18 protein-coding genes and 1 pseudogene are annotated in these 17414 nt (G+C 67.4%); 12 read left to right on the top strand and 7 right to left on the bottom strand.

Annotation, left to right across the window (positions count from 1 at the left end; all coding sequences use genetic code 11):
- Nucleotides 1-47 precede the first annotated feature (47 nt).
- From ACIBG5_RS18525 to ACIBG5_RS18515, 3 genes are read left to right on the top strand one after another with little or no spacing between them, the layout of a single operon-like run.
- Complete coding sequence (locus tag ACIBG5_RS18525; RefSeq protein ID WP_396393007.1) at nt 48-1472, top strand: FAD-dependent oxidoreductase; 1425 nt, start codon at nt 48-50, stop codon at nt 1470-1472.
- Nucleotides 1469-2371 (top strand): dihydrodipicolinate synthase family protein, encoded by a 903-nt coding sequence (locus ACIBG5_RS18520; protein ID WP_396392715.1) that lies wholly within the window; start codon nt 1469-1471, stop codon nt 2369-2371. Before ACIBG5_RS18525 ends, ACIBG5_RS18520 begins: the two co-directional genes overlap by 4 nt.
- The gene (locus ACIBG5_RS18515; RefSeq protein WP_396392714.1) at nt 2368-3369 is read left to right on the top strand and encodes a proline racemase family protein; all 1002 of its coding nucleotides are present in this window, start codon (nt 2368-2370) and stop codon (nt 3367-3369) included. Before ACIBG5_RS18520 ends, ACIBG5_RS18515 begins: the two co-directional genes overlap by 4 nt.
- Before the next feature lie 7 nt (nt 3370-3376).
- Here the strand turns inward: ACIBG5_RS18515 and ACIBG5_RS18510 are convergent, their stop codons facing one another.
- Nucleotides 3377-3727: a UBP-type zinc finger domain-containing protein gene (locus tag ACIBG5_RS18510; RefSeq protein WP_396392713.1), complete on the bottom strand. Its 351-nt coding sequence runs from the start codon at nt 3725-3727 to the stop codon at nt 3377-3379.
- Between the two features lie 81 nt (nt 3728-3808).
- Nucleotides 3809-4447: an HD domain-containing protein gene (locus ACIBG5_RS18505; protein WP_396392712.1), complete on the bottom strand. Its 639-nt coding sequence runs from the start codon at nt 4445-4447 to the stop codon at nt 3809-3811.
- Nucleotides 4448-4516: 69 nt separating this feature from the next.
- Here ACIBG5_RS18505 and ACIBG5_RS18500 point away from each other — a divergent pair, with 69 nt between their 5' ends.
- The 3 genes from ACIBG5_RS18500 to ACIBG5_RS18490 all read left to right on the top strand — a co-directional run bounded on the left by ACIBG5_RS18500 (nt 4517) and on the right by ACIBG5_RS18490 (nt 6485).
- Nucleotides 4517-5494, top strand: coding sequence for a GlxA family transcriptional regulator (locus ACIBG5_RS18500; protein WP_396392711.1), 978 nt, complete (start codon nt 4517-4519; stop codon nt 5492-5494).
- A gap of 275 nt (nt 5495-5769) precedes the next feature.
- On the top strand, nt 5770-6237 hold the full coding sequence (locus ACIBG5_RS18495; RefSeq protein WP_396393006.1) for a class I SAM-dependent methyltransferase: 468 nt from the start codon (nt 5770-5772) through the stop codon (nt 6235-6237).
- Nucleotides 6126-6485: a hypothetical protein gene (locus tag ACIBG5_RS18490; RefSeq protein ID WP_396393017.1), complete on the top strand. Its 360-nt coding sequence runs from the start codon at nt 6126-6128 to the stop codon at nt 6483-6485. The genes ACIBG5_RS18495 and ACIBG5_RS18490 overlap by 112 nt, the downstream gene beginning before the upstream one ends.
- An 81-nt stretch (nt 6486-6566) precedes the next feature.
- On the opposite strand, the gene ACIBG5_RS18485 is transcribed toward ACIBG5_RS18490, so the two are convergent.
- Nucleotides 6567-7397 carry a hypothetical protein gene (locus ACIBG5_RS18485; protein WP_396392710.1) on the bottom strand — a complete coding sequence of 277 codons (831 nt, stop codon included), beginning with the start codon at nt 7395-7397 and terminating at the stop codon, nt 6567-6569.
- Between the two features lie 228 nt (nt 7398-7625).
- Here ACIBG5_RS18485 and ACIBG5_RS18480 point away from each other — a divergent pair.
- From ACIBG5_RS18480 to ACIBG5_RS18470, 3 genes and pseudogenes are all read left to right on the top strand, one after another.
- Nucleotides 7626-7819, top strand: a pseudogene (locus ACIBG5_RS18480) (hypothetical protein); the annotation flags it as partial.
- 391 nt (nt 7820-8210) lie between these two features.
- The gene (locus ACIBG5_RS18475; RefSeq protein ID WP_396392709.1) at nt 8211-9197 is read left to right on the top strand and encodes a WD40/YVTN/BNR-like repeat-containing protein; all 987 of its coding nucleotides are present in this window, start codon (nt 8211-8213) and stop codon (nt 9195-9197) included.
- Between the two features lie 54 nt (nt 9198-9251).
- On the top strand, nt 9252-11282 hold the full coding sequence (locus ACIBG5_RS18470) for a hypothetical protein (RefSeq protein WP_396392708.1): 2031 nt from the start codon (nt 9252-9254) through the stop codon (nt 11280-11282).
- A 43-nt stretch (nt 11283-11325) separates the two neighbouring features.
- Here the strand turns inward: ACIBG5_RS18470 and ACIBG5_RS18465 are convergent, their stop codons facing one another.
- The 4 genes from ACIBG5_RS18465 to ACIBG5_RS18450 are packed head-to-tail and all read right to left on the bottom strand — an operon-like array spanning nt 11326 to nt 14458.
- Complete coding sequence (locus ACIBG5_RS18465; RefSeq protein WP_396392707.1) at nt 11326-12159, bottom strand: biotin-dependent carboxyltransferase family protein; 834 nt, start codon at nt 12157-12159, stop codon at nt 11326-11328.
- A complete protein-coding gene (locus tag ACIBG5_RS18460; RefSeq protein WP_396392706.1) occupies nt 12156-12761 on the bottom strand; it encodes an allophanate hydrolase subunit 1 in 606 nt (201 codons plus the stop codon). Before ACIBG5_RS18460 ends, ACIBG5_RS18465 begins: the two co-directional genes overlap by 4 nt.
- On the bottom strand, nt 12761-13513 hold the full coding sequence (locus tag ACIBG5_RS18455; protein WP_396392705.1) for a LamB/YcsF family protein: 753 nt from the start codon (nt 13511-13513) through the stop codon (nt 12761-12763). The genes ACIBG5_RS18460 and ACIBG5_RS18455 overlap by 1 nt, the downstream gene beginning before the upstream one ends.
- Nucleotides 13514-13528: 15 nt before the next feature.
- Nucleotides 13529-14458, bottom strand: a complete 930-nt coding sequence (locus ACIBG5_RS18450) for an NRAMP family divalent metal transporter (RefSeq protein WP_396392704.1) — start codon at nt 14456-14458, stop codon at nt 13529-13531.
- A gap of 95 nt (nt 14459-14553) precedes the next feature.
- On the opposite strand from ACIBG5_RS18450, the gene ACIBG5_RS18445 reads away from it, so the two are divergent.
- The 3 genes from ACIBG5_RS18445 (at nt 14554) to ACIBG5_RS18435 (ending at nt 17237) form a co-directional block, all read left to right on the top strand.
- Nucleotides 14554-14760, top strand: coding sequence for a hypothetical protein (locus tag ACIBG5_RS18445; protein ID WP_396392703.1), 207 nt, complete (start codon nt 14554-14556; stop codon nt 14758-14760).
- Between the two features lie 237 nt (nt 14761-14997).
- The gene (locus ACIBG5_RS18440; protein WP_360445769.1) at nt 14998-15720 is read left to right on the top strand and encodes a GntR family transcriptional regulator; all 723 of its coding nucleotides are present in this window, start codon (nt 14998-15000) and stop codon (nt 15718-15720) included.
- Nucleotides 15721-15806: 86 nt separating this feature from the next.
- Nucleotides 15807-17237 carry an aminopeptidase P family protein gene (locus ACIBG5_RS18435; RefSeq protein WP_396392702.1) on the top strand — a complete coding sequence of 477 codons (1431 nt, stop codon included), beginning with the start codon at nt 15807-15809 and terminating at the stop codon, nt 17235-17237.
- Nucleotides 17238-17414: the final 177 nt, after the last annotated feature.

Below are 17414 nucleotides of genomic sequence, written 5' to 3'. Positions count from 1 at the left end.
TCTCCCCGGCGTCGTCCCACGCCGCTGCCACTTCGAATGTCCCGCGGGTGGCTGACGTGGTTGTGGTGGGGGCTGGGCCGGCCGGGATCGCTGCAGCTTTGGCGGCCGCGGATGGTGGTGCGTCGGTGGCGTTGATTGACACCGGCCGGAGTGTGGGCGGGCAGTTCAACCGGCAACTGCCCGTGGAATTCGGGGCTCGGCGGGCCGGCCGGTTGCAGCACGGGTGGAAAGGATTCGTCGCGCAGCGGGATCGGCTTGCGGGGCATGAGCGGATCACACATCTCGCGGAGACTTCCGTGTGGGCGATGGAAGGGCTCCGACTGTGGGTGCAACAAGGACCAGCGGATAGCGTCGGGCGGCAGGTCTTCGCGGTTGACGCGAGGGCGATCGTCCTGGCCACAGGTGCATACGATCGCGTACTTCCCTTCCCTGGTTGGGATCTGCCGGGCGTCTACAGCGCCGGCGCCGCGCAATCGCTGGCCAAAGGGCAACGCATCTCCGTCGGTCAACGGGTACTCGTCGCAGGCACCGGCCCGTTCCTCCTGCCGGTAGCGGAATCGCTGATCGGCGTCGGTGCCGAGGTCGTCGAGCTACTCGAGGCCAACACCCTGCGAACAGTCCGCCGCGGCTGGCTCACCAACCCACTAGTTGCCTCTGGCAAATTCCGCGAGGTCCTCGGGTACGGCGCGCTGCTGGCGAAGCATCGCATTCCGCTCCGGCACGGCTGGACCGTCGTCGCCGCACACGGAACCGACCACGTCGAAGCTGTCACCGTCGTACGGCTGGACGACTCGTGGCAGCCGATCACGGGCTCCGAGCGACGGATCGAGGTCGACGCGGTATGTCTCGGCTTCGGCTTCACCGCTCAACTCGAGCTCGCGGTCTCGGCCCGCTGCAACCTCACGACCGGTCCGGACGGAGGCTCAACAGTTGTCGTCGACGTCCACCAAGAAACCACTACTCCGGGGGTGTTTGCCGCCGGTGAGCTCACCGGAATCGGCGGCGCGGACCTAGCGGCTGCCGAAGGTCGAGTGGCCGGTGCGGCTGCCGCGCTTCACGCGGGAACTGATGCGCCAGGACCGCCCGGTGCCCGGGCAGCCGCAGAGCGCGCGGACGTGGCAGGCGCGGTGGAGGCGCGGGAAGCCGTCGTACGCGGGCGACAGTTTGCGGAGGTGTTGGCGCGGGCCTATCCAGTGCGAGACGGGTGGCGAGCGTGGAGCACTGCCGAGACCGTGGTGTGCCGGTGTGAAGAAGTTACGCGCGGAGAGATCGAAGCGGCTGTGGCAGGACGTGGTGTGCAGGACGGCCGGGCGCTCAAGCTCAGCAGCCGGGCCGGGCTCGGGATGTGTCAGGGACGGGTCTGTTCGCGGACCGTCGGTGCGCTGGTTGGTGCACCGGAATCATCGATGAAACGACCGATCGCCGTGCCGGTGAGGCTGCGGGATCTGGCAGAAGCTCAGGAGGATCTGTGACGGAGAAATTGGAAGGCGTGATCGTCGCCACCGCGTTGCCGTACGCCGAGGACGCGTCGGCGCCGGCAGGTTTGCGTCCGGACCTGGACAAGTACGCCGAGCACTGCCGGTGGCTGGTCGACAACGGTTGCCGCGGAGTAGGCCCGAACGGCTCCCTCGGCGAGTACTCGTCACTCACCGACGACGAGCGCCGAGCCGTCGCCCGGACCGCGATCGAGGCCGTCGGCAACGATGGCATCGTGGTGGTCGGCGTACACGGCGTCGGTGCACACCAGGCCCGCGCGTGGGCGGAGAAGGCGGCCGAGGACGGTGCAACCGGCGTACTGTGCCTGCCGCCGACCATGTACCGCGCGAACCGCGGCGAGGTGATCCACCACTTCACCGAGGTCGCCAAGGCCGGCCTGCCGGTGATGGTCTACAACAACCCACACGACACCAAGGTCGACCTGACCCCGGACCTGCTGGGCGAGATCGCGCAGATCGAGAACATCGTCGCGGTGAAGGAGTTCTCCGGTGACGTCCGCCGGATCCTCGAGATCCGCGAGTTCGCGCCGGACCTGGCCGTCATTGCCGGCGCCGACGACCTGACCCTCGAGGCCTTGCTGATGGGCGCGACCGGCTGGTTCGCCGGCTTCCCCAACGTGTTCCCGAAGGAATCGGTCCGCTTGTTCGACCTCGCCGTACAAGGCAAGCTGGAAGAGGCGCGGGCGCTGTACGAACCGCTGGTCGCCGCGTTCCGGTGGGACTCGCGGACCGAGTTCGTCCAGGCGATCAAGTACAGCATGGACTACGTCGGCCGGTACGGCGGTCCGTGCCGGCCGCCGCGTGGACCCCTGGTGCCCGAGCACCTCGCCCAACTGGAGCAGGACATGAAGAAGGCCGTGGAGTCGCTGCGATGAGGTCCGTCCGGACCATCAGCGCGATCGACTCGCATACCGAGGGAATGCCGACCCGCGTCGTCACCGGCGGGGTCGGCGTCGTCCCCGGCGCGACGATGGCCGAGCGGCGCGAGTACTTCATCAAGCACCTGGACGACCTGCGGTTGTTCCTGATGAACGAGCCACGCGGACACTCGGCGATGAGCGGCGCGATCCTGCAACCGCCCACCCGGTCCGACGCGGACTGGGGCGTGCTGTACATCGAGGTGTCCGGCCTGCTGCCGATGTGTGGCCACGGCACGATCGGCGTCGCCACCGTGCTGGTGGAGTCCGGCATGGTCGAGGTGACCGAGCCGGTCACCAAGGTTCGCCTCGACACCCCGGCCGGCCTGGTCGTCGTCGACGTTGCCGTCAGCAACGGACGGGCCGAGCACGTGACGCTGCGCAACGTTCCGTCGTACAGCCATGCACTGGACGCGACGGTGGAGGTTCCGGGGCTCGGGAAGGTGACCTACGACCTCGCGTACGGCGGCAACTTCTACGCGATCCTGCCGCTGGAGCAGCTCGGCCTCCCGTTCGACCGGGCCGAGAAGGACCGGATCCTGCAGGCCGGGCTGGACATCATGGACGCGATCAACGCGACCGACCGGCCGGTGCATCCGCTCGATCCGGGAATCAACGGGTGCAAGCACGTGCAGTTCACCGCGCCCGGTCTCGACGGTGCGGACTCGCGCAACGCGATGGCGATCCACCCGGGGTGGTTCGACCGGTCGCCGTGCGGGACGGGTACGTCGGCCCGGATGGCGCAACTGCATGCCCGCGGTGAGCTCGCGCTCAACACCGACTTCGTGAACGAGTCGTTCATCGGCACCCGCTTCACCGGACGCCTGATCGAGGAAACCACGGTCGGCACGCGGCCGGCCGTCGTACCAACCGTCACCGGCCGAGCCTGGATCACCGGAACAGCCAACTACCTACTCGACCCCGACGACCCGTTCCCCGCCGGCTTCGTCCTCTAGCGCGACGCTAGTTGAGGTGGTTCTGCCAGTCGGGCGGGACGTTGCCGCCCGGCGTCGGCTGGTCGACCGGGTGGGACTCCGGCGGTGTGAGCGCGGGACCCTCGTAGTACTGGGACTCGCCGTAGTGCCAGAACCAGTCCTCGCCCGGCTCGAAGCTGCGCACGATCTGGTGCCCGGTCGTGGACGCGTGAGCCGATGCATGCTGCGCAGGGGAGGAGTCACAGCACCCGATATGTCCGCACTGCGCACACCGACGCAGGTGAAACCACCAGCCGCCAACCTCCAGACACTCCGCGCACCCGGTCCCGCTCGGAGGAACCGTGCTGTCGATTCCTGGTGTCCCAGAACTCTCCGTCATACCCCACATCCTCGCCTGCCCACCGCCCCCAAACAAGCAGCCCCAGGCACGCCCGACCCGTCCGCCGAATGGGCCTCGGATCTACTCGGGCCAGTCGGAGTTCTTGATCACGTCGACGAAGTCGCCGCGGTGGAAACCGGGGACGAAATGCTCCAGGACGTCGGCCTTGACGTTCCCGAAGGTCGTCTCCGGCCGGTCCTTGATGCCGTCCGTGAACGCGGCCAGGATCCGGCTCTTGAAGTCCGGCCGCGGATGCGCCGCGACCACGGCCGTCCGCTGCTCGTCAGTGATCGCCAGATAACCGATGCCGAGGACATCCAGTTCCACACCGCGAGTGACGAGCGCGATCTCGGCCGCCATGTGCAACGGGATCTCCGGGGTCGTGTGCAGAGCGATGGCGGTCCAGACCCGATCGGCCGGCTCCCCGGTGACGCCGTGCGCCTGCAGGAAGCGGCGCGCTTCATCGGCGCCGTCGATCTCGAACCGCTGGTCGGTACGACGGAACCGGCTGGTCAGACCGAGGTCGTGGAACATCGCGCCGACGTACAGCAACTCCGGATCGAACTCGAGGCCCTGCTCCTGGCCGCGCAACGCACCGAACAGGAAGACCCGCCGCGAATGATCGAACAGCAGCGGTGACGCCACCTCGCGAACCAGTTCGGTGGCTTCGCGGGCCAGGGCGCTGTCCGGGATCCGTACTCCGGCGATCTCTTCACTCATCGTCGTTCTGCCTTCCTGGTGTGGCCTCGTCTGTGCGTCCAGATTCGCCGGAGTGGCTACGCTGGTGCCATGTCCAGAACGCCATATGAACCACAGATTCGGACACATCGGATCGCCTTGGTGGTGTTCGACGGCGTGACCCTCCTCGATGTCAGCGGCCCTCTCGAGGTCCTTCACCAGGCCAACCGCAACGGCGCCCGGTACGAGTCGACCCTCGTCTCCCCAAGAGGCGGTGACATCGCGACATCCTCCGGTCCGACCCTCGCCGCCACCACAGCAGCAGCCGGGGCAGGTCCCTTCGAAACCGTGATGGTCGCGGGATCCGACCACCTGGTCGATCGAGTGCCCGACGATCTCCTCGCCGCGGTCCGCGCTCTCGCGGATCAGGCCGGCCGGGTGGCGTCCGTCTGCACGGGTGCCTTCGTACTCGCAGCACTCGGGCTCCTGGACGGCCGGAGCGCCACGACCCACTGGCGTCATGCCCAGACGCTCGCCCGCCGCTATCCGTCAGTGCGTGTCGAACCGGACGCGCTACACATCCACGACGACCGGTACGTGACCTCGGCCGGCATCAGCGCCGGCATCGACCTGACACTCGCCCTCGTCGAGGCGGACCATGGCGCAGAGGTCGCTCGCGAGATAGCCCGGGAGCTGGTCGTCTTCATGCAACGACCCGGCGGTCAATCCCAGTTCTCTACAGCGATCGCAACCCCACCACCTCGCAGCGATCCACTCCGAGCAGTGACCGAATCTGTGGTCGCCGACCCCGCCGCTGACCACAGCCTGCCCGCCCTGGCCGCGTCGGCTGCCCTGAGCCCGCGGCACCTCACTCGCCTGTTCCACACCGAGTTCCACACCACGCCGGCCCGGTGGGTCGAGCGCGTACGCCTCGACCGAGCCCAGCAACTTCTCCTCGACGGCCACAGCATCACCTCAGCTGCCCGGCTCAGCGGCCTCGGCAGCGACGAAACCCTCCGCCGAGCCTTCGCCAGACACCTCGGTACGACGCCCACCGAGTACCTCCGCCGCTTCCGCGCGGCCGGCTGACCAGTATTCCGAGAAGAGGACAAAAGCTGGCCGCGTCCTGCGCCGGACTCGACGGCATGGCGCAGACAACGCAGCAGCTCCCTTCACCACAGAAATGCAGACAAGATCCACCAACCGCTGAGCGAGACGGTTGATGGTCAGGCGGTCCGCGAGCATTTCGTAGTCGTGCGAACCCATACTGTGGTCGGGTGGAGACTGACGCCTGGGCTGGTTTGGTTGACCAATTCGCCGATGGGGCCTACGCCACGGTGAAGGGGCGGGTGCGCACGTACGTGATGCACCAGCAGTTGCTGGAGCATCTGCCACCGCCTCCGGCGACCGTGCTTGACGTCGGCGGCGGCGCGGGCCATCAGTCGTTCCCGTTGGCGCGAGCCGGGTACGACGTGACGCTGCTCGATCCATCACCCGCGATGCTCGACAAGGCGCGTCAGCGACTCGAAGGCTTGCCCGCTGACGCCCAGCGACGGGTGACGTTCGTGGAGGCTGACGGTGCGCATGCCGATGAAGCGGTCGGTGGTCGGCGCTTCGAGGCCGTCCTGTGCCATGGGGTGCTCGGGTACCTCGAGCAACAGGAGCCGTTGCTCGACCAGCTGTGCCAATGCGCTGCTCCCGGGGTGGCATCGTCTCGATCATGGCGGGCAACGCCAACACGTCGGCGGTGCGGCCGGCCATGGAACGGCGGTGGGGCGACGCCCTGGCAGCATTCGACGCCACGGAAGAGATCGGAGTACTGGGACTCCTGACTCGAGCCCACACGGTGGAGCAGCTCACCGACCTTCTGCGAAGCCGGGACGTGGAGGCTCTGCGCTGGTACGGCGTATGGCTGTTCGTCGACTGGCTCGATTTCGCCGGAGCCGAGCTCGACCCCAATGACACGAAGCAACTGGAAGCAACAGCCGCAGTAGAACTCGAAGCGAGCCGCCGAGACCCCTACCGCCAACTCAGCCGAATCTTCCACCTCGTCGGCCGCAAAGGGGCTCTTCACAGTTGAGGGTGTAGAAGCCTTCTCTCACCATCAGCTGATCAACCAAACCAGTCGGGGCCGGTCGGTAAAGGACCGGCCCCGTTCTGATCAGTACGGGATCGGCTTCCACTCGACGTTCTGGCCCGCGTTGAGGTCGTCGGCGACCTCGTCGTGCATGTCGCGGATCTTCAGGCCGATCTGGGCGGCCTGGTCGAAGACCTCCGGATCCAGTTTCGATCGATGCCACATGTCGACCATGTACTTCCGCGTCTTCAGGTACGTCGTATAGCGGTCGTGATGGTCGTCGTCGAGGCCGAGGGCGGCGAACACGGCGATCCGGTCGCCGTCCGGCTTGGCCTCGCGGAAGAACCAGGGCCACCGGTCCTCGCTTTGCGGTTCGGGCGTCACCCACCAGGGGAAGCTGAGCAGCTTGCCGTTGCCGCTGTGCGTCGTGCGCAGACTCCACACCGCCAGATCGCCCGGCCTGGTCTTCACATAGATCGTCTTGCCGGTGGTCAGGTCAGGTTCGTTGTGCGACTTGTGCCGCAGGTTCAAGCCACCCGTGTGCCTGGTGTGATTCTGCAGGTAGATCCCGAACCTGAGGATCGTGTAACGGCCCTGCCAGTCCGGCGCGTTCGCATCCTTCCGGTCCGCGTTGTCCTTGTGGTAGCCGTGCTGGCCGGAGTTGATCGTGAAGGAACTGTCACCGGCGTACATGATGTCCTCGGAACCAAGCAGCTGCCTGGCCACCTCGACCATCTTCCCGTCCAGGATCGCGTGCCTCATCAGCGGCCGCGAGAGTAGCTCGCCGCTCACCCCCTTCGACGCGTTCGCGCCGTCACGAAACTTCTGCACCTCCTCCGGGGTGTACACCCCACGCAGAATCTGCCACCCGTTCTCCCAGAACGCCGGCACATCCACTGAAATCCGCCTAGCCATCACCATCTCCTCAAGCCCGCCCACAGGAACAGGAGCAGCCTTAACCCACAGACCCCCTCAGCGCTAGACCGGAGTACCAACTAATTCCGTGCGACCCGTCAGAAAGCCGGCGGCCGGGTAGGCGTCGAGGTCTCCTGATGATGGGGGTTCGTACGCCGCCCATCCAGAAGACCTCGACGTGCCTGACGCTGGTCGTCGACCCCGACGGGTCGTTGGACAGGTGGTGTCGTCGTTGCGGGTGCGAGGCCATGGCGGGTGACACGGTGGTGCGGCGGGTGCGGGCACGTGTGGCGCCAAGACACGTCCAAGGTGGCTGAGCCGCGGGCGAAGCTGTCGCGCCGGGTCCAGCAGGCCATCACGGGCACCGTGGCCGCACGACCGACCCGCTCTACGCGGCCAGACGAACGCCGCACACCCGAGCCGGCCACGGCGTCCCGGCCGCACTGGCCGAAGTCATCACACACCAGCTACATCGCCAGATCGCTCCTGGATACCGGCGGATTCAGACCCCGGCCACACCCTCGATTGCGTTGAGCCCGCAAAGGCCCGACCTGACGGCGACTATCGACTGCGCGTATCCGCCGCTGTAATGTGATCGTAAAGCGGCGGTTTTCTGGTGCGGCACGGCCGAGGAATCAGGAAACCGACCGGGGGGCGCAAATGTCGAAATTGACAGGTATCTCTCTACCTCAGCAGATTGATAGTTCTTCAGACCTCATGGCGGCCCCAGTTGCTGAGGCAAGCCGGCCGAGCATGTGGCGTGCCAGGTAGACCGGCCCTCAGCACTGACGGACAGCTGTCATCGGAGGAGCCATGTCGTCCTGGCGTTTCATGCAAACAATTCCTTCAAGTCTCATCGGCATCGACGTCGTCAACCGCGATGTTGTGTGGGCCTCCGGCGGTTTTGACGGCCCTGACGAATCCGGCAGTCCGGGACTGGTTGTCCGGACGTTGGACGGAGGACAGTCCTGGGAGAATGTCACTCCTCCCGACGCCGGTCACCTGACCTTTCGTGATGTCCGCGCTTTCGGCCGCGATCACGTCCTCGCGCTGGCGTCCGGTGAGTCCCAAGGTTCGAGGATTTATCGGACCGTCAACGGCGGAGCGACCTGGCGGTTGGTGTTCGAGAATTGGGAGAAGGAGGCGTTCTACAACGGCATCGCGTTCTTTGATGCGGTTCACGGTCTTGCGATGAGCGACCCGGTCCGGGGCACATTCCGTATCCTGCTCACGGATGACGGTGGATGGACCTGGAAAGTCGCACCCACCAAGGGAATGCCTGACGCTCTGCCCGACGAGTTCGGGCGCGCGACTGGGACCTGTCTGGTCACCAAGGGTCCTCACGACGCCTGGTTCGGCACCCAGCCGTCGGACGCCAACGCTCGCGTGTTCCATACCGACGATCGTGGTCGCACTTGGTCGGTGGCAGACACCCCGATACCCGGTGACCCAGAGTTCGGCATCGCTTCATTGGCCTTCTGGGACACCAGGCACGGCTTGGCGCTCGGGGGTGGCGACCCTTCCTCCAACAAGCCGAGCGTGGCTGCGAGGACCACCAATGGTGGCAGGACCTGGAGGCGGGTGCGATCGCTGGCCGGATTCCGTCTCAACATGGCTGTGGTTCCGGCGAACCGGCGCGACACGGCGGTGGCTGTTGGCTTCACGGGCAGTGACATCACCACCAACGGTGGGCGCACCTGGCGCCGGTTCGACCAGAACGACTTGCGCGGTGTTAGTTGCACAGAAGACGCCTGCTGGGCCGTAGGCAAGGACCTCAAAGCCGCCGAGCTACTGCGATGAACGCGTCCGCCATGTACAGCAGTCGTCGCGACGCTGATCGGATCGGGACAGGTCATGGTCGTTCCTGAGTTCTACGTGAGCCCACCGCCGCCTGGAGTCGACCCCGTGCCGGAGGGGTCGGGCACGCTGGAGGACCCGTACCACCTGATCGCGCAGGGCATCACGGCGGCGGCCGCTGGCGGTTTCGTGTACCTGCGTGGCGGGACCTATGTGGAGTCGATCAATCTCACCGGGGTGAAGGGGAGCGACTCGGTCAAGATCGTGGTCAAGCCGTACAAGCTCGAGCGGGTGACCATCGACTCGACGGTCGCCGAGTTCCGTGGGGCATCGTTCGCAACCGACTGGCAACCCGTAGCAGGGCAGCTTGACGAGTATGAATCGACGGCTCAGTTCGAACCGTCGCCTGAGGACGGTTCCATGGTGGTCCGCAAGGGCGCGTTTCTGAACGCGGGGCGGTACACGCGCCTGATCACCTACGACCGTGTGGAGGACCTGCGGTCCCCGAACCAACTGTGGCCGGAGGCCGAGGAACTGGCGGAGAATCCGGACCAACTCGGGCCGGATGTGTCCCACGAGCAGCTCACCGACAAGGACAAGTCGTTCAAGCCTCCTCGGTACCGGCCGTTCGTGTACATGGGCCCCGGCATCTGGTTCGACGACAGCGCCGAGGGACGCAGAGTCCATATCCGTCTGTCGCACACCTCCAACGGGATCGACGGATGGCCGGACTACACCGGGAAGACGGACCCACGGCAGCTGCGCCTCGCCCTGTCCACCGCCGAGAGCCACGTCCTGCGGCTGGTGACCTGCGAACACATGGTGTTCCAGAACCTCACCCTGCGGTTCGGTGACGAAGACACGGTCCGGCTCCGGAACTGCACCGACATCACCTTCGACCACGTTCGGGTCTGGGCAGCCAGTCGCGGGATCCGGCTCCAGACCGAGTCAGATGAGGCCAACACGGACATCGAGGTCAAGCACTGTCTGATCGACGGCGGCCTCCCGACGTGGTTGTTCCGCAGCGACCGCAAGGACGAGTACAGGTTTCGCCCGGCTCCGGATGCTGCCGTGGTCCGGAACCGGCTTGGCGCCTCCACCGGTGGGGTTCTGCTGTCCTCGGACGAAGGCGCCCTGCGCGTTGCGGTGCACCATTGCGAGATTGTCAACGGCCATGACGTCTCGGTCGCTTTCGGCGATCAGACGCGCTTCCACCACAACTGGGTGCACAACATCAACGACGACAGCATGATCGTGGCCGGCGTACCAGGGACCAAGGATGCAAGGATCTACCAGAACGTGATCACACAATGCCTGACGGCGTTGAGCTTCGCCGGTGGCGGTGTCGGACAGATCTCCATCTTCCGGAACCTGTTCGACATTCGGCGTCCGACCTTGGGAAACCGGCCGCGCAAGCAGACAGAGCAGCGATCGTTGCGTTACGGCCAGTTCTACAAGGACGGCAAGGACGAAGGACCGTTCGACCTGTTCCACAACACCTGCATCGTCCTCGACCCCGGGGCGGTCGGCGCGGCGCGCGAGGAGATCGCGCTCACCGGCTTCGGCCACTACAAACCGCTGGGCCCTGCTGGTCGACGGAGGGCGTACAACAACATCTTCGTTGCGGTGTACTCGAAACCGGGCGAGGCCAGGACGATCGCTTTCCTGCCACCGAGCGAGTTCGCCGGACCGACGGATGGGAACACCTACCACCGCTTCGGCACCGGCCCGGAGGAGAAGTTCTTCGTGACGATCGCAGGCGATACCGACCACTTCGACCAGTACCCTGACCTTGCTGATTACGTGCAAGCCGAATCGCCGCAGGAACAGAACGGCCAGTCGAACGACCCCGCGTTCAAGTCGCTCGACACCCCCGGTTCGCCACAACAAGGCGACGACCTGCGACTGAAAGCGGAGAGTACCGCTCGCGACAGCGCCGTGCCGCTGCCCGAGGAGTTGCAAGAGATGGACATCGAGGCAGGTGGGTTCTGGTTCCGGCCCTCGCGGGACCGAGGCTGCTACCGCCACCCGTCGGACCGGATGCGAGTGGGCGTCGACGGCCGGCGGAGGTTCCCACCTCTCACCTAGTGCCCTGCGCCGCAATCGCTCAAGGGATCTCCGACGCAGGGCACTAGATGAACCGTAGGGATTGGCCGGGGCGGAGTTGGGCGCAGGTGTTGACCTCCGGGTCGGCGACGTAGGCGATGACGGGGTAGCCGCCGGTGACGGGGTGGTCGGCGAGGAAGATGACGGGGAGGCCGGAGGGTGGGATTTGGATGGCGCCCAGGGTCATGCCTTCGCTGGCCAGTTCGCCGGTGCGGGCGCGTTCGAGGGGTTGACCGTCCAGGCGGACGCCGACGCGGTTGCTGTTGCTGCTGACGGCATATGACTGGGTGGTGAAGGTGGCCCAGGCGGCGTCGGTGAACCAGTCGCGTCGGGGGCCGGGGGTTACGCGTACGACGACTTCGCCGGCGGGCGGGTCGGCGACGGGGGCGAGGTCCACGCCGGGCATCGGGTTGTAGGTGCAGCCGACCGGCAGGGTCAGGCCGGCGGTGAGTGGTGCGGGGCCGAGGCCGGAGAGGAGATCGGTCGAGCGGGAGCCCAGGACCGGCGGTACGTCGATTCCGCCGCGGACGGCGACGTACGTGCGGAGACCGGTCCGCGGCGGGCCGAGCCGGAGTACCTGGCCGGACTTGATCACGGCCGGTGCGTTGAACGGGACGCCGGGGCAGGGTGCGCCGGTGATGGCGATGGTGAGGTCGTTGTCGGCGTGCAGTACGAGGCCGCCGAAGGTGACCTCGATCGCGGCGGCCCCGTCACGGTTTCCGACCAGACGGTTGGCGAGGGCGTACGACGCGCGGTCGCAGGCGCCGGACGTGGGGATGCCGAGGGACGCCTGGCCGGTTCTGCCGGCGTCCTGGATGGTTGCTAGGGGCCCCGTTTCGAGGATGGTGAGGCTGGTCATCCACGGCCCGCGTCGATGAACCGGACCCGGCGGCCCGGATGGAACAGAGCGGCGGGATCGCGCTCCTGGTCGAAGATCTTCACGTCGGTTCGTCCGATCAGTTGCCACCCGCCCGGCGACTCTCGCGGGTAGACCCCACTGAACTCCCCAGCCAGAGCCACGGCTCCTGTCGGCACCTTCGTCCTGGGGGACTGACGTCGTGGGACGTCCCAGGTCGCGGTGGACGTGAGGTAGCCGAAGCCCGGGGAGAAGCCGCAGAAGGCGACGGTCCACTCAGCTGCCGTGTGGCGTTCGACCACCTCGGTCACGCTGCAGCCCAGCACCTCGGCGACGTCGGCAACATCTTCACCGTCGTAGACGACCGGAAGCTCGATCAGATCCCCGACCGCGTGGGCTCCGTCAGCAGGTGTGACAGCGCGCAGGGCGCGAGACAGTGCGTCCAGGCCACCGGAGGTCGTGACCATGACGGTGCGGGCGGCCGGGACGATGTCGATGACGTCGGCGGGTGGTGTGGCGGTGAGGGCGGTGTAGTAGCCGAGGACCTGGTCGAGGGTGTCGAGTTCGACCAGGAGCGCGTGGTCGCCGGAGGGCAGGATCCGCATCACTGGGTGAACGGGCTCAACGTCACGCCCGCCCCCTCCATCGCGGACCGGACCTTGCGCGCGATGTCGACCGCGCCCGGCGTATCGCCGTGTACGCAGATCGAGGCGGGTTCGACCTTCAGCGTCCCGCCCTCGATGTCGTGGATCGGCTGGCCGGTGGCCATCGCCGTACACCGGGCAGCGATCTCGTCCGCGTCATGCAGCACCGAGCCGGCCTCGCGCCGCGACACCAAGGTCCCGGAGGGTGTGTACGCGCGGTCCGCGAAAGCCTCATGTACGACGGGCAGTCCGGCGTCGGCCGCGAGGCGCAACCAGGCCGACCCGGGCAGGCCGAGCACCGGCAGCGAACGGTCGTAGTCGGCGACCGCGCCCACCACGGCAGCGGCCTGCTCGAGATGGTGGCCGATCGTGTTGTACAGCGCGCCGTGCGGCTTCACGTACCGGACCCGGTCGCCCGCGATCCGCGCGAAGCCGTCCAGCGCGGCGATCTGGTACACGACCTCGTCGCGCAGTGCCGACGGCTCGATGTCAACGAAGCGCCGGCCGAATCCCGCCTTGTCGGCATACCCCACGTGGGCCCCGATCGCCACGCCACGCGAGACAGCCCGCGCAGTGACTCGGCGCATGATCGACGGGTCGCCGGCGTGGAAGCCGCAGGCCACGTTGGCGCTGGTGACGACGTCCAGCAGGGCGTTGTCGTCACCCATCGGCCACGATCCGAATCCCTCACCGAGATCGGCGTTGAGGTCCATGAACACTCCTCCAAGTTAGAACAGGGAAACGATCGAACGAACGGCCAGATACACGGTGAGCAGCCAGGCCGCCCCACCAAGACAGAGCAGCCGGCGCGGGTACCGGTAGCCGCGGAGCAGGTCGGGCCGCTGCCATGCCACCCAGAGAAGCACGCCGATCCCCAGCGGCAACAGCAACCCGTTGAACGCGCCTGCGAACACGAGCAACTGGGCGGGCGCCGTACCGACGGCCAGGTAGATCACTGTGCTGACTGCGATGAACAGCACGACGAGGACCGTCCTGGTCCCCTCCGAGGTCTTCGTCCGCGACGTGACGAAGGTGACGGTCGTGTACGCCGCTCCGATCACGCACGCGATCGAGGCCGCCCACAACACCACCCCGAAGGCGCGCAGGCCGAACTCGCCGGCCGCGTGCTGGAAGGCCGAGGCGGTCGGGTTCGCCGGGTCGAGGGTCGCTCCACCGGCGATGACACCGAGTACGGCGAGGAAGATGGCGACCCGCACCAGACCGGTGAGCAGGATCCCGCCGACCGCCGCGCGACTGATGTCCCGGACGTACGGCGGCCCGGACACCCCGGAGTCGAGCAGCCGGTGAGCACCGGCGTACATGATGTAGCCGCCGATCGTTCCGCCGATCAGCGTGGTGATGACTAGGAACTCCGCGTGGGACGGCAGTACGACGCTCCGCAGCGCCTGGCCGATCGGTGGGTCCGAGGTGATCACGACGTATCCGGTGAGCACGATCATCACGCTGCCGAGAATGATCACGACCCGATCCATCGCAACCCCGGCCCGCCGGGACAAGAAGATGCCGATGGCAACGACTGCGGAGAGTGCGCCGCCGAGCCTTGGATCCAGCCCGATCATGGCGTCGGTGCCGAGCCCGGTGCCGGAGACGTTGCCGATCGTGAAGACGAGTCCACCGGCGAACAGCAGCGCGGACATCGCCGTACCGAGTCTGGGGGGCGACCAGGTTGCCGAGCTCTTGGGCCCGGCGCCCGGAGACGCCGATCACCCGCCACACGTTCAACTGAACCGCGATGTCGACCAGCACCGAGACGACGATCGCGAACGCGAACGCCGCGCCGAGCGACACCGTGAACAGCGTGGTCTGGGTGATGAACCCCGGCCCGATCGCGGAGGTGGCCATCAGGAACATAGCGCCGATCAGCGTCGACCGGCTGCCGGTCTTCATGGCGTTGTCCGGCGTCTTGCGTCCGGCCGCGGGGGCGAGCCGGCGGGCATAGGGGTTGGTCCGGCGGGTGACCGGCTTCGTGGAGGGCCGCCGCGGTGGGCGGTGCGGACGTTTCGAGGTGGGCGTCGACATGGGCGTGTCTCCAGGGTCTGGCGGGCTGTTGTCGGGATGGGCTCCATGGCTGTGAGTAACGGGTGATGACTTGAGCGTAGAGATTGTTCAACAATCCTGCAAGAGTCTTGTTCCACTAAACTTCCCCTCACCGCCTCGGGTGGGCGATGATGCGGAGATGAGCACGGGTGGGGCCGACGAAGGCCGGCAGGCATGGTTGCGGACAGTGGCCGACGATGTCGCGCGGCTGGACCGCAGTAGTTCGGCCGAGCGGGCCGCCGACATCCTGCGCCGCAGCATCACCGAGGGCGCGTTGCCGCCGGGCGCCCAGCTCTCCGAGATCGAGCTGACGGAGGTCCTGGAGGTCAGCCGGAACACGCTGCGGGAAGCGTTCCGGCTGCTCACCCACGAGGGACTGCTGGTCTACAAGCTGCACCGCGGGGTGTTCGTCCCGGAGCTGGACGAGCGGGACGTGATCGACCTGTACCGCCTCCGCCGCGTGCTCGAGGTCGACGTCGTCCGCGGCCTGGCCGAGCGTGACCCGGAGCTGCCGGCCGGCCGGCTCGAGCCGTTGCAGGCCGATGTCGAGGCTGCCGAGGCGGCCGCGCTCGTCGACCGCTGGCCGGCCGTCGGTACGGCGAACATGCGGTTCCACGAGCACCTGATCGGTCTGGCCGACAGCACGCGGATGGACGCGATGACCGGGCGCCTGCTGGCCGAGTTGCGGCTGCTCTTCCACGTGATCGCGACCCCGCGCGAGCTGCACGAGCCGTACATCGCACGCAACCGCGGGCTGTTCGAACTGCTCGAGGCACGCAAGTACGAGCAGGCCGCGGCCGACCTGCACCAGTACCTGCTCGACAGCGAGCAGGGGATTCTCGAAGCATTCCGGGCCCGCTGATCCACCAGAGGCGATAAGGGCTTGCGCGCCCCGCCACGACCTGAGTTGATACCTGTAACCGTCAGCTGCAAAGGGGAGCACAGCGCATGACCGACGACGACCGTACCGAGCAGACACCCAAGTCCTACCGCCCGATCGACGCGAAGGGATTCCGGGAGTCCATCTCGCGCGGCTGGGGGCCCGTCGACCGATCCGTGACCGTGCCGGAGGGACTGGCCGAGGCTGCAGCCGAACACCGGCGCAAGCTGTCGGCGTCGCTGCCGGGCCGGCGGATCGCGATCGCGGCCGGCCGCGCACCGGTTCGTTCGAACGACACGGACTACATGTTCCGCGCCGACAGCGACTTCGTCTGGCTCACAGGTTGCCAGGCCGAAGGCGCCGTACTGGTGCTGTCGGCCGATGGCGATGCGACGCTGTACCTGCGGGAGACCGCCGGGCCGGACGAGGCCGACTTCTTCGCCAACGCGCGCGACGGCGAGCTGTGGATCGGGCCGGTGCCCGGGCTGAAGGACTGGTCGGACGCGCTGCAGATCCCCTGCCGCCCGATCGAGGAGTTGCCCCAGGGTGTGCGCGGCGCGGTGCCGTTCATGCTGTCGGTGCCCGGCGTCGAGCCGATGCTGGACGCTCTGGTCCGGACCTCGCCGACCGACGGAAACTCGCTGCGCCAGACGCTGGCGGAGCTGCGCCGGATCAAGGACGACTGGGAGCTGGACCAGCTGCGGGAGGCGGTCGCGGCCAGCGTGCTCGCGTTCGGCGACGTGGCGAGTGAGCTGCCGGAGGCGATCCGGGGCGGCGGCGAGCGGTGGCTGCAGGGCACCTTCGACCGGCGCGCGCGGACCGCGGGCAACGGCGTCGGGTACGCCTCGATCGTTGCTGCTGGCAATCATGCGCCGGTACTGCACTGGGTCCGCAACGACGGCCCGGTGAACGAGGGCGACGTGATCCTGCTGGACGCCGGCGTCGAGACCCGGACGCTCTACACGGCCGACGTGACGCGGACGTTCCCGGCCACCGGGGAGTACACCGCGGCCCAGCGGCAGGTGCATGACCTGGTGCACAAGGCCCAGTTGGCGTCACTCGACGCCGTCAAGGTCGGAGCGCCGTACCGCGCCTTCCAGTACGAGGCGATGAAGGTGCTGGCCGAAGGGCTGCGCGACTGGGGGCTGCTCGACGTCTCGATCGACGAACTGCTCGGCCCGGACGGGCAGCAGCACCGTCGTTTCATCGTGTGCGGGACGGGCCACTACATCGGCCTCGACGTCCACGACTGTGACGCTTCGCGTCCGGAGGCGTACTTCGCCGGCGACATCGAGGCCGGGATGGCACTCGCGGTCGAGCCCGGGCTCTACTTCCACCCGAACGACGAGACCGTGCCGCCGGAACTGCGCGGGATCGGAATCCGGATCGAGGACAACGTCGTGGTCCACTCCGACCGGCTCGAGATCCTCACCAAGGACCTTCCGATCACCACCGACGGCCTGGAGAACTGGACGCAGTCCCACCTCGACGCGCGGTGACCGGACGACTCCGGAAAATTATCGGTCACAAGCAGTAACACTGACGCCCTCGGCAACGATGTAGGGAGCGGGGGAGGGTCGAACTCGGCTCGGCGCGTGGTAGTGGGGGGCCGCGTACCACGCGCCCGGCCGAGGCGGCCCCGACTGGGGCCGTGGGGGACCCAGAATCCTGGGGCA

Source organism: Kribbella sp. NPDC050241, assembly GCF_044459685.1.
Taxonomy (GTDB): domain Bacteria; phylum Actinomycetota; class Actinomycetes; order Propionibacteriales; family Kribbellaceae; genus Kribbella.
Note: the sequence above shows the minus strand (reverse complement) of the source record. Positions and strands in the feature narration are given on the sequence as shown.

What these genes read in the sequence shown, in the direction of transcription:
- ACIBG5_RS18515 (WP_396392714.1), top strand. Translation starts at nt 2,368, where the DNA reads ATGAGGTCCGTCCGGACCATCAGCGCGATCGACTCGCATACCGAGGGA.
- ACIBG5_RS18510 (WP_396392713.1), bottom strand. Translation starts at nt 3,727, where the DNA reads ATGACGGAGAGTTCTGGGACACCAGGAATCGACAGCACGGTTCCTCCG.
- ACIBG5_RS18505 (WP_396392712.1), bottom strand. Translation starts at nt 4,447, where the DNA reads ATGAGTGAAGAGATCGCCGGAGTACGGATCCCGGACAGCGCCCTGGCC.
- ACIBG5_RS18500 (WP_396392711.1), top strand. Translation starts at nt 4,517, where the DNA reads ATGTCCAGAACGCCATATGAACCACAGATTCGGACACATCGGATCGCC.
- ACIBG5_RS18495 (WP_396393006.1), top strand. Translation starts at nt 5,770, where the DNA reads ATGCACCAGCAGTTGCTGGAGCATCTGCCACCGCCTCCGGCGACCGTG.
- ACIBG5_RS18490 (WP_396393017.1), top strand. Translation starts at nt 6,126, where the DNA reads ATGGCGGGCAACGCCAACACGTCGGCGGTGCGGCCGGCCATGGAACGG.
- ACIBG5_RS18485 (WP_396392710.1), bottom strand. Translation starts at nt 7,397, where the DNA reads ATGGCTAGGCGGATTTCAGTGGATGTGCCGGCGTTCTGGGAGAACGGG.
- ACIBG5_RS18475 (WP_396392709.1), top strand. Translation starts at nt 8,211, where the DNA reads ATGTCGTCCTGGCGTTTCATGCAAACAATTCCTTCAAGTCTCATCGGC.
- ACIBG5_RS18470 (WP_396392708.1), top strand. Translation starts at nt 9,252, where the DNA reads ATGGTCGTTCCTGAGTTCTACGTGAGCCCACCGCCGCCTGGAGTCGAC.
- ACIBG5_RS18465 (WP_396392707.1), bottom strand. Translation starts at nt 12,159, where the DNA reads ATGACCAGCCTCACCATCCTCGAAACGGGGCCCCTAGCAACCATCCAG.
- ACIBG5_RS18460 (WP_396392706.1), bottom strand. Translation starts at nt 12,761, where the DNA reads ATGCGGATCCTGCCCTCCGGCGACCACGCGCTCCTGGTCGAACTCGAC.
- ACIBG5_RS18455 (WP_396392705.1), bottom strand. Translation starts at nt 13,513, where the DNA reads ATGGACCTCAACGCCGATCTCGGTGAGGGATTCGGATCGTGGCCGATG.
- ACIBG5_RS18450 (WP_396392704.1), bottom strand. Translation starts at nt 14,458, where the DNA reads ATGTCCGCGCTGCTGTTCGCCGGTGGACTCGTCTTCACGATCGGCAAC.
- ACIBG5_RS18445 (WP_396392703.1), top strand. Translation starts at nt 14,554, where the DNA reads ATGTCGACCAGCACCGAGACGACGATCGCGAACGCGAACGCCGCGCCG.
- ACIBG5_RS18440 (WP_360445769.1), top strand. Translation starts at nt 14,998, where the DNA reads ATGAGCACGGGTGGGGCCGACGAAGGCCGGCAGGCATGGTTGCGGACA.
- ACIBG5_RS18435 (WP_396392702.1), top strand. Translation starts at nt 15,807, where the DNA reads ATGACCGACGACGACCGTACCGAGCAGACACCCAAGTCCTACCGCCCG.